This window comes from Streptomyces sp. VTCC 41912 (assembly GCF_045799175.1).
Classification (GTDB): domain Bacteria; phylum Actinomycetota; class Actinomycetes; order Streptomycetales; family Streptomycetaceae; genus Streptomyces; species Streptomyces albulus_C.
The window spans coordinates 139,290-155,979 of record NZ_JBJMAB010000014.1 but is presented as its reverse complement, the minus strand read 5'-3'; the positions used below and the strand labels follow the sequence as shown (position 1 = coordinate 155,979).

General features: G+C 73.1%; 14 protein-coding genes. 8 read left to right on the top strand and 6 right to left on the bottom strand.

Annotation, left to right across the window (positions count from 1 at the left end):
• The first annotated feature begins 96 nt into the window (after positions 1 to 96).
• From ACJ6WD_RS21370 to hemB, 5 genes are all read left to right on the top strand, one after another.
• Positions 97 to 891 carry a redox-sensing transcriptional repressor Rex gene (locus ACJ6WD_RS21370; protein ID WP_016571304.1) on the top strand — a complete coding sequence of 265 codons (795 nt, stop codon included), beginning with the start codon at positions 97 to 99 and terminating at the stop codon, positions 889 to 891.
• Positions 888 to 2,258, top strand: coding sequence for a glutamyl-tRNA reductase (locus tag ACJ6WD_RS21365; protein ID WP_233661154.1), 1,371 nt, complete (start codon positions 888 to 890; stop codon positions 2,256 to 2,258). Before ACJ6WD_RS21370 ends, ACJ6WD_RS21365 begins: the two co-directional genes overlap by 4 nt.
• A complete protein-coding gene (gene hemC / locus ACJ6WD_RS21360) occupies positions 2,255 to 3,271 on the top strand; it encodes a hydroxymethylbilane synthase (protein ID WP_407616337.1) in 1,017 nt (338 codons plus the stop codon). Before ACJ6WD_RS21365 ends, hemC begins: the two co-directional genes overlap by 4 nt.
• Positions 3,268 to 4,926, top strand: a complete 1,659-nt coding sequence (locus ACJ6WD_RS21355; protein WP_233661152.1) for a bifunctional uroporphyrinogen-III C-methyltransferase/uroporphyrinogen-III synthase — start codon at positions 3,268 to 3,270, stop codon at positions 4,924 to 4,926. Before hemC ends, ACJ6WD_RS21355 begins: the two co-directional genes overlap by 4 nt.
• 147 nt (positions 4,927 to 5,073) lie before the next feature.
• Positions 5,074 to 6,066: a porphobilinogen synthase gene (gene hemB / locus ACJ6WD_RS21350; protein ID WP_233661151.1), complete on the top strand. Its 993-nt coding sequence runs from the start codon at positions 5,074 to 5,076 to the stop codon at positions 6,064 to 6,066.
• Positions 6,067 to 6,168: 102 nt separating this feature from the next.
• On the opposite strand, the gene ACJ6WD_RS21345 is transcribed toward hemB, so the two are convergent.
• Together ACJ6WD_RS21345 and ACJ6WD_RS21340 are read right to left on the bottom strand one after the other, a co-directional pair.
• The gene (locus ACJ6WD_RS21345; RefSeq protein WP_407616336.1) at positions 6,169 to 6,714 is read right to left on the bottom strand and encodes a DUF4232 domain-containing protein; all 546 of its coding nucleotides are present in this window, start codon (positions 6,712 to 6,714) and stop codon (positions 6,169 to 6,171) included.
• Between the two features lie 74 nt (positions 6,715 to 6,788).
• Complete coding sequence (locus tag ACJ6WD_RS21340; protein ID WP_407616335.1) at positions 6,789 to 7,478, bottom strand: DUF4232 domain-containing protein; 690 nt, start codon at positions 7,476 to 7,478, stop codon at positions 6,789 to 6,791.
• 265 nt (positions 7,479 to 7,743) lie between these two features.
• Between ACJ6WD_RS21340 and ACJ6WD_RS21335 the strand changes: the two genes are divergently transcribed.
• The gene (locus ACJ6WD_RS21335; RefSeq protein ID WP_407616334.1) at positions 7,744 to 9,156 is read left to right on the top strand and encodes a helix-turn-helix domain-containing protein; all 1,413 of its coding nucleotides are present in this window, start codon (positions 7,744 to 7,746) and stop codon (positions 9,154 to 9,156) included.
• Positions 9,157 to 9,217: 61 nt separating this feature from the next.
• Here the strand turns inward: ACJ6WD_RS21335 and argS are convergent, their stop codons facing one another.
• Entirely contained in the window at positions 9,218 to 10,972 is a 1,755-nt protein-coding gene (gene argS / locus ACJ6WD_RS21330; protein ID WP_233661147.1) for an arginine--tRNA ligase, read from the bottom strand.
• Positions 10,973 to 11,184: 212 nt separating this feature from the next.
• Here argS and lysS point away from each other — a divergent pair, with 212 nt between their 5' ends.
• Both lysS and ACJ6WD_RS21320 read left to right on the top strand, forming a co-directional pair.
• A complete protein-coding gene (gene lysS / locus ACJ6WD_RS21325) occupies positions 11,185 to 12,909 on the top strand; it encodes a lysine--tRNA ligase (protein ID WP_376444028.1) in 1,725 nt (574 codons plus the stop codon).
• A gap of 98 nt (positions 12,910 to 13,007) precedes the next feature.
• Positions 13,008 to 13,214 carry a hypothetical protein gene (locus ACJ6WD_RS21320; protein ID WP_376444031.1) on the top strand — a complete coding sequence of 69 codons (207 nt, stop codon included), beginning with the start codon at positions 13,008 to 13,010 and terminating at the stop codon, positions 13,212 to 13,214.
• A 90-nt stretch (positions 13,215 to 13,304) separates the two neighbouring features.
• Here ACJ6WD_RS21320 and ACJ6WD_RS21315 read toward each other — a convergent pair whose 3' ends face one another.
• The 3 genes from ACJ6WD_RS21315 to ACJ6WD_RS21305 form a co-directional block, all read right to left on the bottom strand.
• Positions 13,305 to 14,657: a DUF2637 domain-containing protein gene (locus tag ACJ6WD_RS21315; protein ID WP_407616333.1), complete on the bottom strand. Its 1,353-nt coding sequence runs from the start codon at positions 14,655 to 14,657 to the stop codon at positions 13,305 to 13,307.
• A gap of 123 nt (positions 14,658 to 14,780) precedes the next feature.
• Complete coding sequence (locus tag ACJ6WD_RS21310) at positions 14,781 to 15,497, bottom strand: DUF3558 family protein (protein ID WP_233661143.1); 717 nt, start codon at positions 15,495 to 15,497, stop codon at positions 14,781 to 14,783.
• 201 nt (positions 15,498 to 15,698) lie between these two features.
• Entirely contained in the window at positions 15,699 to 16,616 is a 918-nt protein-coding gene (locus ACJ6WD_RS21305; protein ID WP_233661142.1) for a hypothetical protein, read from the bottom strand.
• Positions 16,617 to 16,690: the final 74 nt, after the last annotated feature.

The following is a 16,690-nucleotide window of genomic DNA, read 5'->3' as shown; positions in this document are numbered from 1 at the left end:
CTTTGTGCACGCGTTCACAAAGACATAGCCTGCAAGAGACAGGGCGGTCGGGTTTCCGACGGTCGTCCGCAGCCCCGCTCTACCCGCAGGAGCACCGTGGCAACTGGCCGAACTCACCGACCGGCGACCCGAAGCCGAGGCATCCCCGAGGCCACCGTCGCCCGGCTACCGCTGTATCTGCGTGCACTGACCGCGCTCTCCGAGCGTTCGGTCCCCACGGTGTCCTCCGAGGAGCTCGCGGCCGCTGCGGGAGTCAACTCCGCGAAACTGCGCAAGGACTTCTCCTACCTCGGCTCCTACGGGACCCGGGGCGTCGGCTACGACGTGGAGTACCTCGTCTACCAGATCTCGCGGGAGCTCGGCCTCACCCAGGACTGGCCCGTGGTCATCGTCGGTATCGGCAACCTCGGCGCCGCGCTCGCCAACTACGGCGGCTTCGCCTCCCGCGGCTTCCGGGTCGCCGCGCTGATCGACGCGGATCCGGCCATGGCCGGCAAGCCGGTCGCGGGCATCGCGGTCCAGCACACCGACGAGCTGGAGCAGATCATCCAGGACAACGGCGTCTCGATCGGCGTGATCGCCACGCCGGCCGGCGCCGCCCAGCAGGTCTGCGACCGCCTGGTCGCCGCCGGCGTCACCTCGATCCTGAACTTCGCGCCGACCGTGCTGACCGTCCCCGACGGGGTCGACGTCCGCAAGGTCGACCTCTCCATAGAGCTGCAGATCCTCGCCTTCCACGAGCAGCGCAAGGCGGGCGAGGAGACCGGCCAGGGCGGTTCGGAGGCGGCGGAGGGCCTGGAGGGCACGCCGGCGCCGCCGGCCCGTGCCGCGGCCGCCGCGACCGACCGCAAGGGACCTGACGGGGACGTCCCCGCCGTGATGCCGGCATGAGTCTCCTCGTCGTCGGGCTGAGCCACCGCAGTGCGCCGGTGAGCGTGCTGGAGCGGGCCGCGCTGGCCCCCGGGAGCCGCGGCAAGCTGCTCCAGGACGTGGTGTCGGCGGAGCCGGCCACCGAGTCCGCGGTGCTCTCCACCTGCAACCGCATCGAGCTCTACGCCGACGTGGACAAGTTCCACGCCGGTGTCGCCGAGCTGTCCACCCTCCTGGCCCGCCACTGCGGCGTCGGTCTGGAGGAGCTGACCCCCTACCTCTACGTCCACTACGAGGACCGTGCCGTCCACCACCTGTTCTCGGTGGCCTGCGGCCTGGACTCCATGGTGGTCGGCGAGGGTCAGATCCTCGGGCAGATCAAGGACGCGCTGGCCGTCGCCCAGGAGCAGCACACCGCCGGGCGGCTGCTCAACGACCTCTTCCAGCAGGCCCTGCGGGTCGGCAAGCGGGCGCACAGCGAGACCGGCATCGACAAGGCCGGCCAGTCGCTGGTCACCTTCGGCCTGGAGCAGCTGGCCGGCGGTGCGGACGTCGCCGGTTGGGCGCGCGGCAAGCGGGCGCTGGTGATCGGCGCCGGCTCGATGTCCTCGCTGGCCGCCACCACCCTCGTCCGCAGCGGCGTCGGCGAGCTCGTCGTCGCCAACCGGACGGTGGCGCGCGCCCAGCGCCTGGTGCAGATCCTCACCGAGCCGGGCGGGCCGGGCGCCGCGACCGGGCTGACCGCCCGCGCCCTCGCCATGGACGCCGTCGAGGCGGAGCTGGTCCGCGCCGAGATCGTCATCTCCTGCACCGGGGCGTCCGGGCTGGTGCTGACCGGTGAGCAGGTCGCCGCCGCGCTGGCCGGCCGCGACGGCCGGATGTGGCTGCTCGACCTGGCCATGCCGCGCGACGTCGACGCCGCGGCGCACCGGATCGACGGGGCCCGCCTGGTCGACATCGAGTCGCTGGCCGAGGCGTCCGCGGACGCGCCGATGGCCGCCGACGTGGACAAGGTCCGTGCCCTCGTCGCCGACGAGGTCGCCGCCTTCGGCGCCGCCCAGCGGGCCGCGCACATCACCCCCACCGTGGTCGCCCTGCGCACGATGGCCGCGGACGTCGTCAGCAGCGAGATCACGCGACTCGACGGCCGCCTCCCCGACCTCGACGACAAGCAGCGGGCGGAGATCACCCAGACCGTCCGCCGGGTCGTCGACAAGCTCCTGCACGCGCCCACCGTGCGGGTCAAACAGCTCGCCAGCGAGCCCGGCGGTGCCGGGTACGCGGACGCCCTGCGGGAGCTCTTCGACCTCGACCCCCAGACGGTCGCGGCCGTCAGCAGGGCCGACACCCGAGCAGACCAGCACGACGCCGCACGGGAGCGGGCATGACCGACAGCACGATGAGCCCCCTGCGCCTGGGCACCCGGCGCAGCAAGCTCGCCATGGCCCAGTCCGGGCAGGTGGCCGAGGCGGTGCGCGACCTGACCGGCCGCCCCGTGGAACTGGTGGAGATCACCACCTACGGCGACACCTCCCGCGAACATCTGGCGCAGATCGGCGGCACCGGCGTCTTCGTCTCGGCGCTGCGCGACGCGCTGCTGGCCGGCGAGATCGACTTCGCCGTCCACTCGTTGAAGGACCTGCCGACGACGCAGCCCGCGGAGCTGGCCCTGGCGGCCATACCCGTGCGGGTGGACCCCCGGGACGCGCTGATCGCGCGGGACGGGCTCACCTTCGAGGAACTTCCCGACGGCGCCCGCGTGGGCACCGGCTCGCCCCGGCGGATGGCGCAGCTCAACGCGTGGGCCACGACGCTGGGCAAGCGCATCGAGACCGTCCCGGTCCGCGGGAACGTCGACACCCGGATCGGCTTCGTCGAGAAGGGCGAGTTGGACGCGGTGGTGCTGGCCGCCGCCGGCCTCACCCGGATCGGCCGGATCGACGAGGCGACGCAGCTGCTGTCGCCCGACGTGATTTTGCCCGCCCCCGGCCAGGGGGCACTGGCGATCGAGTGTGTCGCGGCCAACGCGCACCTCGTCGCCGCGCTCGCCGAGCTCGACGACCCGGTCACCCGGGCCGCCGTGACCGCCGAGCGCTCCCTGCTCGCCGCCCTGGAGGCCGGCTGTTCCGCCCCCGTGGGGGCACTCGCCGACCTTTCCCCAAGCTCTCGACTTCGTTCGAGCAGGGGAGGCCCCAAGGCCGACGAGCAGGCTGTCACCGAAATGCACCTGCGCGGAGTCGTCGGCACGCTCGACGGCAGCACGTTGGTGCAGCTGTCCACCACCGGGCACGTACCTGCCTCTCTTGCCGACGAGTCGGTCCCGCTTCGCATGGGCCGGGAACTCGCCGTCGAGATGCTCGCAAAGGGTGCGGCCGGTCTTATGGGGGAGCGAGCACTTTGAACCCCACCGCCCCAAACCACTCCGCCTCCGGTCAGGTCACCTTCCTGGGTGCCGGGCCGGGAGACCCGGGTCTGCTGACGTTGCGTGCCGTTGAGGCGCTGGCCTCCGCGGACGTCCTCATCGCCGACCCGCAAGTCCTGGACGTCGTGCGTGTGCACGCACGCGCACAGGTGGACACTCCGTTGCAGGCGTCAGCTGACGCGGCGTCAATCCCCGGCAGCCCCCCGGGCGTTTCCGCCCTTCGGGACACCGCCAATCTTGTCATGGGGGCCGCGCGCGCCGGCAAGCGGGTCGTCCGTGCGGTGACCGGAGACCCCGGTCTCGACGGCTACGTCGCCGAGGAGATGCTGGCGTGCGCCGCCGAGGGCATCGTCTTCGAGGTCGTCCCCGGCATCGCCGCCGCGGTCGGCGTGCCCGCGTACGCCGGTGTGCCGCTGCGCGACGCCCAGGGCACCGACGTCCGCTTCGTCGACGCCCGCAGCGCCGACGACCGCTGCTGGACCGAGCTGGGCGCCAGCGACGCCACCGCGGTGGTCTCCACCACCTTGGACTCGGTGGCCGCGGCCGCCGGGGAACTGGTGGCCGGGGGCCGCAAGCCGGACACCCCGATGACCGTCACGGTCGCCGGCACCACCACCCGGCAGCGCACCTGGACCGCCACCCTCGGGAGCGTCGCCCAGGTGCTCAAGGCCGCCAAGGTGCTGCCGTCGCCGGACGGCGGGCAGCCGGTCATAGCCGTGGTCGGCGAGCGCAGTGCCGCGGCCCAGCGCGACCAGCTCTCGTGGTTCGAGAACAAGCCGCTGTTCGGCTGGCGGGTGCTGGTCCCGCGGACCAAGGAGCAGGCCGCGTCGCTCTCCGACCAGCTCGTCTCGTACGGTGCGGTGCCGCACGAGGTCCCGACCATCGCCGTGGAGCCGCCGCGCACCCCGCAGCAGATGGAGCGCGCGGTCAAGGGCCTGGTCACCGGCCGCTACGAGTGGATCGCCTTCACCTCGGTCAACGCCGTCAAGGCGGTCCGGGAGAAGTTCGAGGAGTACGGGCTGGACGCGCGGGCGTTCGCCGGGATCAAGGTCGCGGCGGTCGGCGAGCAGACCGCCAGGGCGCTGGTCGCCTTCGGCGTGAAGCCGGACCTGGTGCCCAGTGGCGAGCAGTCCGCGGCCGGGCTGCTGGAGGACTGGCCGCCCTACGACCCGGTCTTCGACCCGATCGACCGCGTCTTCCTGCCGCGCGCCGACATCGCCACCGAGACGCTGGTGGCGGGGCTGATCGAGCTGGGGTGGGAGGTCGACGACGTGACCGCCTACCGGACCGTGCGCGCCTCGCCGCCGCCGGCCGAGACCCGCGAGGCGATCAAGGGCGGCGGCTTCGACGCCGTGCTGTTCACCTCGTCCTCGACCGTGCGCAACCTCGTCGGCATCGCCGGCAAGCCGCACAACGTCACCGTGATCGCCTGCATCGGCCCGGCCACCGCCAAGACGGCCGAGGAGCACGGGCTGCGGGTGGACGTGATGTCGCCCGAGCCGTCGGTGCACAAGCTGGCCGAGGCGCTCGCGGAGTTCGGGGCGGCGCGGCGCGACGTGGCGCTGGAGGCCGGCGACCCGGTCACCCGCCCCAGCGAGCGCCGGCCGGGCTCGCGCCGACGGGCCCGTAGCTGAGCGTCGGTAGGCACCGTGGTGGAAGGGCGTCCCCGTTTCGGGGGCGCCCTTCCGCTCGTCCGCGGTCGTCGGCGGCCCTCGTCGCGGCCCGTCCGCCCGACGTTGCGTCGGCAAAGGCGGGTGCGGGGCGGGCGTAGCGTGGAGGGCATGACGAAGTACGGAAGCTTCCCGGGGGCGCGGCCGCGGCGGCTGCGCACCACCCCCGCCATGCGGCGGATGGTCGCGGAGTACCGCCTGCATCCGGCCGAACTCATCCTCCCGGCGTTCGTGCGCGAGGGCGTCGCCGCGCCGGTGCCGATCTCCGCGATGCCGGGCGTCGTCCAGCACACCCGCGACACCCTGCGCAAGGCCGCCGTCGAGGCGGTCGAGGCCGGGGTCGGCGGCATCATGCTGTTCGGCGTGCCGGAGGACGCCAACAAGGACGCGGTCGGCACGGCGGGCACGGACCCGGACGGCATCTTGCAGCTCGCCATCCGGGACGTGAAGGCCGAGGTCGGCGACGACCTGGTGATCATGTCGGACCTGTGCCTGGACGAGTACACCGACCACGGCCACTGCGGGGTGCTGGACGCCGACGGGCGGGTCGACAACGACGCGACGCTGGACCGGTACGCGGAGATGGCGCAGGTGCAGGCCGACGCGGGCGTCCACGTGGTGGGGCCCAGCGGCATGATGGACGGTCAGGTCGGGGTGATCCGGGACGCGCTGGACCAGACGGGCCACGAGGACGTCTCGATCCTGGCCTACACGGCGAAGTACTCGTCGGCGTTCTACGGGCCGTTCCGCGAGGCGGTGGGCTCGTCGTTGCAGGGCGACCGCAAGACCTACCAGCAGGACCCGGCCAACCTCCGCGAGTCGCTGCGCGAGTTGGCGCTCGACCTGGCGGAGGGCGCCGACATGGTGATGGTCAAGCCGGCGCTGCCCTACCTGGACGTCCTGGCGAAGATCGCGGACGAGGTCGACGTGCCGGTCGCGGCGTACCAGATCTCCGGCGAGTACGCGATGGTGGAGGCGGCCGCCGAGAAGGGCTGGATCGACCGGGACAAGGCGATCCTGGAGACCCTCACCGGGATCAAGCGGGCCGGCGCCAACATGATCCTCACCTACTGGGCGACCGAGGTCGCGCGGAAGCTGGGCTAGCCGCCCGCGGAGCGAGGGCCCCGGGCACCGCGAGCGGATCGCGGTGCCCGGGGCCTCGTCATGCGTGCTCCTCGGCCGGCGGCGGGCCCGGTGGGCGGCGGGTCACCACATCAGGGCGTCGGCCGGGTTCGGCTGCCAGTAGGTGACGAACGCCGAACTGTCCACGTACACCCCGCCCGTCGGCAGCTTCGGACGGGCCCAGCCGCCCACGCTGCCGTCCATCGCGCGGTTGGAGAACAGGACGCCGAGCCGGTGGGCCCGGTAGCCGTGGGTGCCCTGCGGGGACTCCGTGCCGATGGCGGCGTACGCGCTCTCGCCCGGCTCCAGGGTGACGACGGCCTGCGGCACGCTGTCGCGGAGCACGGCGGTGGCCGCCTGGGCGTCGTCGAAGCGGAGGTAGGGGGCGTTGTAGGCGTAACAGGGCTTGCTGCCCGTGTTGGTGGCGGTCAGGAGCAGGTGGTTGAGCGGGCGCTGCACCTTCTGGACGGTCACCTTGGTGGTGGCGGCGGTGCAGGTGACGGGCTTCGCGGTCGGGGTGCCGGCGGCGGCCGCCGGGACGGCGCCGAGCGTGGTGAGGGCGAGGGTGGCGGTCAGGGCCGCGGCGGCGGCCCGGAGGCGGGGGGCGCCGTGGCGGGGACGGATCTGCATGGGGTGGTTCTGCCTTCCTCGATGGGCCGCGGGCGGTGCCGCGGCGTGGATGTGGCGTCGGTGCGGGTGGGTCGTCACTGGAGTGCGTCGGCCGGGTCGGACTGCCAGTACGTGACGCGCAGCGCGTCGTCGATGTGCACCTTGTTGGTCCGGAGCGCGGCGTCGACCATCGCGTCGGTGCCGGGGAAGCCGATCTGCAGGCTCCGCGCCGAGTAGCCCGCGCCGCCGCTGCCGTCGCCGGCGGAGAGGACGACGCCCGCGTAGCCCTTCGCGCCGGGCCGGAGCGAGACGGCGGCCTGGGGCTTGGTGTTCTCGATGACCGGCGGTACGGACTGGGCGTTCTCGAACCGGGCGATCGGGTAGGCCGGCAGGTCGCACAGGGTGGAGCCGGTGTTGGTGACCGTGAGGAGCATGTGGTTGAGGGGGCGCTGTACGGGGGCGGCGGTGACGCGGGTGTTGGCGGCGGTGCAGGGCACGCGGCGGTCCGGGGCGTCGGGGTCGGCGGTCGTGCGGTGCTTCTCGGGGGTGGTCGCCGTGGAGCCCTTGCCGGCGGAGCCCGTCGCGCCGGTGGGGCCGCTGCCGGGTTTGGCCGCCGGATTCGGGGTCGCCTCCGTGGTGGACGACGCGTCGCGGGCGGGGGCGGCGCCCGCGTCCCGCACGCCCGAGGCGCCGGTGTTGCAGGCCGTGAGCGAGAACGCGGCGAGTGCGAGCGTGGTCGCGGCGAACAGCCGGGTGCGGGGGCGGCGGAGGCGCGGGGTGGGCATGGCTGGATCTCGCTATCTGTGCGGCGGGGGCTGAACCATGGGTGGCCCGGGTGGTCCGGGAGACGAGCGGCGCACTCCCCGTACGAGGGGGGCGGCGTGTTTGGATGGCCCCAGCGTGCGGTCCGTTCCGTCCCGATCGCCAGCGCCGCCCGGCAATCCGGGACGCTGGAACGCCCGTACCGGCGCTGAGCTGCGCGAACGGGAACTGCCTGGAACGGCGGACTGGAACGGCGGCAGGGAACGGCGGGGGGAGAGGGAGGAGCACGTGGGGGCGGGGGATCTCGCCGCATTGCTGCGGGAGTTGAAGGAGCGGTCGGGGCTGAGCTACGGGGCGCTCGCCAAGCGGCTGCACATGAGTACGTCGACGCTGCACCGGTACGTGAACGGGACCGCGGTGCCCACGGAGTTCGCGCCGGTGGAGCGGTTCGCCCGGGCCTGCCGGGCGGCGCCGGAGGAGTTGGTGGAGGTCCACCGGCGGTGGATCGTGGCGGACGCGGCACGGGGGCGCCGCGGCGCGGAAAAGGGGCCGCAGGGGCCGGTATCCGAGCCGGAGCGGGTGCCTCCGGCCGGGCCGGAGCAGGAGGCCGAGTCCCGTTCGGAGCCGCTGCCGGAACCGGCGGCGGACGCGGAGGCGGGAACGGGTGCGGCGGCCACCGCGCCGGGCGGAACCGCGCCGCCGGCCGGGCCCGCCCGGCCCGCGTCCCGTGCGCGGTGGATCGCCGCGGTGGTGGGGGCCGGTGTCGCGCTGGCGCTCGGGGCCACCGCCCTCGTCGTGCCGGGCGGGTTCCTCGCGCCGAGGGGCGACCGGGCCGGGGCGGTGGCGGAGGCGTCGCCGGACGGGGCCGGGCCGTCGGTGCCCGGGGGTGCGGGCGGCGTCCCGAAGCGGTCCCCGGGCGGCACGGCCGGGCCCGGCTCAGGGCGCGGGGCCGACGGGTCCGACACCGGCAAGGGCGCGGACGGCGAGGCCGGGGACGCCGACGGCACCCCGTCCCCCGGCGGCGCGCGGCAGGACGGCGGGGCGCCGGCCACCGGCGTGCCGCTGACGGTGTCCACCCAGCCGCAGTACTGGGACAGCCCCTGCGGCCATCCCTACCTGATCGACCGGCCGCCGGGCCGCATCGCGCCTCCGCCCAACGAACAGGACGCCCCCGGCTGGGTGTCCGCCAACGGCGCGGTGTCCGCGGGCCGGCAGAGCGTGCGGCTGACCGTCCAGGGTGTCGGCGGCAACACCGTGGTCCTGGAGTCCCTGCACGTCCGCGTCGCCGGCACCGACGCGCCGCTGGCCTGGAACGACTACGCGATGGGGTACATCGGGGTGGGCTGCGGCGGCAACGTGCCCAAGCACAGCTTCGGCGTGGACCTCGACTCCTCGGTGCCCCGCCTGACCCCCGAGGAGGGCGCGCACGACGACTTCCCCTACACGGTGCGCGCCGACGACGCCGAGACGTTCTACGTGAACGCGACCGTCAAGGCCCACCACGTGCGCTGGTACCTGGAGCTGGACTGGTCCAGCGGCGACCGGCACGGCACGGTGCGCATCGACGACACCGGGAAGCCGTTCCGCACCAGCGGCGAGGAGGGCCGGCCGCAGTACGGGTACTCCCTCGACAAGAAGCGGTGGGTGCCGATCCGGCGCGAGCCGGACGGGGCGGTGAGCGAACTGCCCGAAGGCGCGTGAACGACCGGGCCCCGTACCGCGCAGTGCGGTACGGGGCCCGGGTCATGCGGCGGGGTGGGTCCTACAGCCGCTCGGGGGTGCGGATGCCCAGCAGGGCCATGCCCTTGTGGAGGGTGCGGGCGGTCAGGTCGCACAGGAAGAGGCGGTTCTCGACCTGCTCGGGGGTGTCCGCCTTCAGGACCGGGCACTGGTCGTAGAAGGTCGTGTACAGCGACGCCAGCTGGTAGAGGTACGCGGCCAGCTTGTGCGGTGCGTACTCCGCCGCGGCCTCGGCGACGGTGGCGCCGAACGCGTCGAGGTGCAGGCCCAACGCCCGCTCCGCCGGGGCGAGTTCGAGCTGCTCGTGGGCGACCGGGCCGGTCTCGCCGGCCTTGCGCAGGATCGACTGGATCCGGGCGTAGGCGTACTGGAGGTACACGCTGGTGTCGCCGTTGAGCGACACCATCTGGTCCAGGTCGAACTTGTAGTCCCGGCTCGGCGACGTCGAGAGGTCCGCGTACTTCACCGCGCCGATGCCGACCTGCGCGGCCCGCTCCTGGATCTCGTCCTCGGTGAGGTCCTGCGCCTTCTCGCGCACCACCTCGGCGGCGCGCTGCACCGCCTCGTCGAGCAGGTCCTGGAGCCGCACCGTCTCGCCCTCACGGGTCTTGAACGGCTTGCCGTCCGCGCCGAGGACCGTGCCGTAGCCCATGTTGTGGGCCTTGACCTGGTCGTTCAGCCAGCCGGCCCGGCGGGCCGTCTCGAAGACCATCCGGAAGTGCAGCGACTGGCGCACGTCGACGACGTACAGCAGCGTCGTGGCGTCCAGGTCGAAGACGCGGTTGCGGATCGCCGACAGGTCGCTCGCCGCGTACCCGAAGCCGCCGTCCGCCTTCTGCACGATCAGCGGGACCGGCTTGTCGTCCTTGCCCTTGATGTCCTCGAAGAAGACGACCAGGGCGCCCTCGGAGCGCACCGCGACGCCGGACTCCTCCAGCAGCCGCGCGGTCTCGGCCATCATGGCGTTGTAGGCCGACTCGCCGACGATCTCCTCGTCGCGGATCTCCATGTCGAGCTTCTCGAAGACCGAGGAGAAGTAGACCTTCGACTCGTCCACGAACCGCTGCCACAGGTCGAGGGTCTCCGCGTCGCCGGACTGGAGGGCGACGACCCGCTTGCGGGCGCGCTCCTTGAACTCCTCGTCGGCGTCGAAGACGGCGCGCGACGCCTTGTAGACCCGGTTGAGGTTCGACATGGCCTGGTCGCCGTCGACGTCGGCGGCCGGGGCGAGCTCGCCCGGGTTCTCGATCAGGTACTGGATGAGCATGCCGAACTGCGTGCCCCAGTCGCCGATGTGGTGGCGGCCGATCGTCTTCTCGCCGGTGAAGTCCAGCATGTTGCGCAGGGCGTCGCCGATCACCGCCGACCGCAGGTGGCCGACGTGCATCTCCTTGGCGACGTTGGGCTGCGCGTAGTCGATGACCGTGGTGCCGGTGTGCGCCGCGTACGGCACACCGAGGCGGTCGTCGGCGGCCCGCGCGGCGAGCGTGGCGAGGATGGCCCGGTCGGCGACGGTGAGGTTGAGGAAGCCGGGGCCGGAGACCTCGACGTCGGCGAGGACGCCGTCGGTGCCGAGCGTCTCGACGACCTTGCCGGCCAGCTCCCGCGGGTTGCCGCCCAGCTTCTTGGCCAGTGCGAGCAGGCCGTTGGCCTGGAAGTCGGCCCGGTCGCTACGTCGCAGCAGCGGGTCCGCGGCGCCGGCCTCCGGCAGGGCTGCCGAGAGGGCGTCCGCGACGCGCTGGTTGACCGTAGCTGCGAGGGAGGTGACCGAGGCCATTGAGCTGCCGTTCCGTTGGGGTGGAAAGGGTTTGCCCTGAGTATCCCACGGCAGTACCACTGAATTTCCGGGCGGCGGGCGTCTGGGACAATGGGCACCGTCAGGCTTTTGTCCGTCCGGACCGTTCGGCCCGCGCCGCGGGTGACGGAGCGCGGCACCGGAGGGCGCGAGTGGGCGCATCGGAAAAGCACCAGGAAGAGGAAGGGCCGATCGTGGCTCAGCAGAGCACCGAAACCGACTGGGTTTCCAGGTTCGCGGACGAGGTCATTGCCGAGGCGGAGCGCCGCGCCCCGGGCAAACCTGTCGTCGTCGCTTCCGGACTGAGCCCGTCCGGCCCGATCCACCTCGGCAACCTCCGCGAGGTGATGACCCCGCACCTGGTCGCCGACGAGATCCGGCGCCGCGGCATCCCCTGCGAGCACGTCCTGAGCTGGGACGACTACGACCGGTACCGCAAGGTGCCGGCCGGTGTGGATGCGTCCTGGGAGGAGCACATCGGCAAGCCGCTGACGGCCGTGCCCGCCCCGCCCGGCAGCCCGCACGCCAACTGGGCCGAGCACTTCAGGGTGGCCATGGAGGAGTCCCTGGCCGAGCTGGGCATCGAGTACCGCGGCATCAGCCAGACCGCCCAGTACACCTCCGGCGCCTACCGCGAGCAGATCCTGCACGCGATGAAGCACCGCGGCGACATCGACGCCGTCCTGGGCCGCTACCGCACCAAGGACAAGGCCACCGGCAAGCCGAAGAAGCAGCAGAAGCCGGTGGACGAGGCGGAGCTGGAGGCGGCCGAGGGCTCCGGCGCGGCCACCGAGGACGACGGCAGCGCCGGCGGTGCGGGCTACTTCCCGTACAAGCCGTACTGCACGGTCTGCAACAAGGACTTCACCAAGGTCATCGCCTACGACGACGCGACCACGGAGATGTCCTACGAGTGCGTCGCCTGCGGCCACTCCGAGACCGTGGCGCTGCGCGAGTTCGACCACGGCAAGCTGGTCTGGAAGGTCGACTGGCCGATGCGCTGGGCCTACGAGGGCGTGGTCTTCGAGCCGTCCGGCGTGGACCACTCCTCGCCCGGCTCGTCGTTCGTCGTCGGCGGGCAGATCGTCCGCGAGGTGTTCGGCGCCGACCAGCCGATCGGCCCGATGTACGCCTTCGTCGGCATCAGCGGCATGGCGAAGATGTCCTCGTCCAAGGGCGGCGTGCCGACCCCGGGCGACGCGCTGAAGATCATGGAGGCGCCGCTGCTGCGCTGGCTGTACGCCCGCCGCAAGCCCAACCAGTCCTTCAAGATCGCCTTCGACCAGGAGATCCAGCGGCTCTACGACGAGTGGGACAAGCTCGCGGCCAAGGTCGCCGAGGGCACCGCGCAGCCCGCGGACGCCGGGGCCTACGCCCGGGCCGTCGGCACCGCCGCCGGTGAACTCCCGCGCACGCCGCGCCCGCTGCCGTACCGCACGCTCGCCTCCGTCGCGGACATCACCGGCGGCCACGACGAGCAGACCCTGCGCATCCTGAGCGAACTCGACCCGGAGAACCCGGTCGGCTCCCTCGCGGAGACCCGGCCGCGGCTCGACAAGGCCGAGCACTGGATCGCCACCCAGGTCCCCGCCGACCAGCGCACCGTCGTCCGCGACGAGCCCGACGCGGAACTGCTGGGCTCCCTGGACGACCAGTCCCGGGGCGCGCTGCGGCTGCTGCTCGACGGCCTGGACGACCACTGGTCGCTGGACGGCCTGACGACCCTGGTCTACGGCGTTCCGAAGGTCCAGGCGGGTCTGGACCCGGAGGCCAAGCCGACCCCGGAGCTGAAGGTCGCGCAGCGCTCGTTCTTCGCGCTGCTCTACAACCTCCTGGTCAGCCGCGACACCGGCCCCCGGCTGCCCACGCTGCTGCTCGCGGTGGGTGCGGACCGGGTCCGCAAGCTGCTGGGCGGCTGACGGGAGGAGGCCCGGGCGGCCTCCTCCTCCCTGAGGGTGAGAACGGGTTCGGCCCCGGGAACGACGGTTCCCGGGGCCGAAGCCGTCACGATGACGGGATGAGGGCAATCATCGGGTTCTTCGTCATGGTCCAGGGCGGCCTGGGCCTCGCCGGCCTGTTCTTCGCCGACGGCCCCTGGGGCGTGCTCCGGCACTGGGTCGAGCTGCCCTGGCCCGCCTACGGCGCGCTCTTCGTGGCGGGCGCGGCACTGATGGTGTGGGGGGAGTCCGACCGCAAGCGGAAGGAAGCGGGGGCGGCGGCGTAGTCCGCGCCGTGGCCGGGCGGCTCCAACGGGCTTGCGGGGCGGTCCCGTTCGGCGCCGCGACGGCCGCGCGGTCGGGGCCGCCCGGTCCGCCTACGGGATGTGCTCCGCCTCCATCTCCATCCGGAAGCGGGCGCGGAAGTCCCGGATGAAGCCGCGCAGGTAGCCCTCGCTGAGCGGGCCGCCGTCGCGGCCCTGGTACCCGTAGAACTCCAGCAGGTAGCGGCCGAACTGCCGGGAGTCCGGGAAGTCGTTCTTCTCCGCCACGTACGAGCGGAACGCCGCGAAGTACTTCTCGTCCCGGGGCGCGTCGTCGGCGGGCTCCCAGACGGGGGGCTCGACGGGGGCGTCGTCCGGCGCGTCCTGGGGGAGCGCGCCGCCCGCGGTGCCCAGGGGGCGGCTGCGGCCCGGGCCGACCGGGACGGTCAACTGCGGGCCGGCCGCGGTGGGTTCGGGCTCGTGCGGGGCGGCGGGCTCGGGGGCTTCCGCAACGGGTTCCGGGCGGGGCCGGGGGACGTCCTGGTGCGCGGGCGCCCCTTCCGCGTCGGGCGCCGCCGGTTGGGGCGCGGGCCGCCCGACCGCCGCGGGTTCCGTTGCCGCTGCGGACTCCTGCCCCGACTCCTGCGGGGGTTCCGGTTGCCGTTCCGATTCCGGTGCCGGCCGTGGGGGCGCGGCGGTCGGCAGGGCCTCCGGGCCCGGGTGGGCGGGGGCCGGGGAGAGCGCGCGGGAGTGGGCGGCGTCCACCGGCTGGTCGATGCCGGCGGCGGCGAGTCCGGCCGGCGCGGTCTCGGCGAGGGGGACGCCGTACCGGGCCAGTCGCAGCGGCATCAGCGACTCGACCGGTGCCCGGCGGCGCCAGTTCCGCCCGTAACGGGCCCGCAGCCGCGCCTGGTAGACGAGCCGGTCCTGTTCCAGCCGGATGACCTGGTCGTAGGAGCGAAGTTCCCACAGCTTCATCCGGCGCCACAGCCGGAAGGTGGAGGGGAAGGCGAGCAGCCAACGGGCGAGCCGGACGCCCTCCATGTGCTTGTCGGCGGTGAGGTCGGCCATCCGGCCGACGGCGTGCCGGGCGGCCTCCACGGCGACGACGAACAGCACCGGGATCACCGCGTGCATGCCGACGCCCAGGGCGTCGGGCCAGGCGGCGGCGCCGTTGAACGCGATGGTCGCGGCCGTCAGCAGCCAGGCGGTCTGGCGCAGCAGCGGGAACGGGATGCGGATCCAGGTGAGCAGCAGGTCCAGGGCGAGGAGGACCACGATGCCGGCGTCGATGCCGATCGGGAAGACCGCCGCGAAGGCGCCGAAGCCCTTCTTCTCGGCCAGGGCGCGGACGGCCGCGTAGGAGCCGGTGAAGCCGATCGCCGCGATGAGGACCGCGCCGGCGATGACCACGCCGATCAGGATGCGGTGCGTACGGGTCAACTGCGCGGTCTGTGTCGCGGACACCCGCGGTCCCTCCCCGGACTCGGCGAATTGGCGCGCATAGCGTTGCACACCCGTTCCTGCCGGGTCGGGGAGGGCTCCGGGCGCGGGAGGGCGGCCCGGGCGGTGCCGCCGGCCCCGGGCGGGTCAGCCCTGGTTGGCCTTGGTGGCGGCGGTGACGGCTTCCTTGGCGGCGGCCTGGGCGGCCTTCAGCAGGTCGTTGCCGTTGGGGGTGTCCGCGCCGGCCATGCCCGCGCCGTTGTAGTTGACGGTGACGACGATGTTGGCGGTGCGCGCCACGATCGTCGTGTTCTTGAAGTCGTTGTCTTCCTTGTTGACGTCGTAGCTGATGGCCGTGGCCGCGTCACCGGTGCCCGCGGTCGGCACGGCGGCGACCTTCTTGGCGCCCTGGGTGGCCTTGGCGTCGTTGATCTGCTGGGTGTAGAAGTCCGTGGCCCGCTTCTCGCCCGAGCCGATGGCCGGGTCGGAGTCGTAGCGCTGGAAGGCGACGTCCAGCCAGCGGAACTGGGTGCCGTCGACGCCCTGGTCGTCGGAGCTGCTCCAGGAGCAGGCGCCGCGGGAGGTGGTGTCGGTGGACTTGCCCTGGCTGCCGGCGGCGTCCTTCACCTTGGGCAGCAGCTTGTTGAGGGTGTCCTTGGAGAACGCCTCGCAGGGGTTCGGCAGCTTCTTGAACTTCGCGGCGGCGACGGTCGGCGAGGGGCTGCCGGCGGCGGCGCTGGACGAGCCGGAGGGAGTGCTGTCACCGGAGCTCTTGCCGTCCGAGCCGGAGCACCCGGCGACGAGCAGCACCGGTACTGCTGCGCAGGTGAGGAGGCTGGCGAGTCGCTTGGCGGATCGGTGCATGGTTCCTTCGCTGTTCGTCGTCGTCGAGTCGGTGCGGACCCTTGTGGAGCGTGCTGGCCCGGCCCCGTGTTCGGGGCTGGTCCTAGGGCACGGTACGCGGCGGAGCGAGGGGGGTGGCCGATTCATAACAATTGAGCAGCGGGACGAATCGGGCGATTCGCGAGTGAAGTGCTCGATCCGGATTAACGGCATCAACGGGGCCTATTCGCTGAGGCTGTCGGCCAGTTCGCCGGCCAGGGAACGGGCCTTGTCCTGCAGTTCCTGGCTTTCCGGCAGCTGCGTCTTGTCCGTGGACCACTGGTCGTAGGTGAGCGTCACGATGACGTTCGACGTGCGAAAGACCACAGTGATGTCGCGGTGTACGCCGGAGTCCGTGGTGATCAGTTGGTCGTTGAGGAAGGCCGCGTCGCCGAGGCCGTCCAGGACGCGCGGGGCGAGCGGACTGCCGGGGCCCGTCGTGGGGTCGGACGGGGTCGCCGAGGGGGAGTCGGACGGGGTGGCCGGGGCGCTGGTCGCCGCCGCGGCGCCGTCCGCCTTCTTCCCGCCCGCGGCGGCGTCCTGGCCGCCGTCCGCTTCCGTGGCGCCGGCCGACGGCTTCTGCTGGCCCTTGGGCGCGTCCTTCGGGCTGGCCGACGCCGAGGGGGTGTCGGAGCCGGCGGACGGGATCTTGGCGGCCTGCTCCTTGCCGAGGTAGAGCTCCTGTGCCCGGTCGTCGTCGCTGACCGCGGCGTTGTACGAGACCACGCGTTGGATGTCGAGCGTGAGGTGGCGGGTTCCTGCGGTGGTCTCCCGCGTCCACTGGCAGCCGACCCGGCGGTCGGTGTCGTAGGTGATGTCGGCCCGGCCGCCGTAGATCTTCTGCGCGTCCGCCTGCGACAGCTGCTGGTCGTCGCCGGGGAGCATGGCGCGCAGGGTGCCGCGGGACGGCAGGCCGCAGGCTTCCGGCAGGGTCTGGTAGCGGCCCGGCTGCGCGGACGGGCTGGCCGCGGTGGTGTCACCGCCCTTGCCGTCACCGCCGCTGGTGCCCGTGGCGGAACCTCCGGAACAGCCGGTCAGGCCGGCGGCCAGGGCCACGGTGGCCAGCAGTGCGGCACCGGGTACGAACGACTTGCGCGGCATCGTTCGCGGCTCCTTCCCTGCGGAAATGCGGTTGCCGCCGGGCGGCGGCCGATGGACACAATGTCTACCGCACG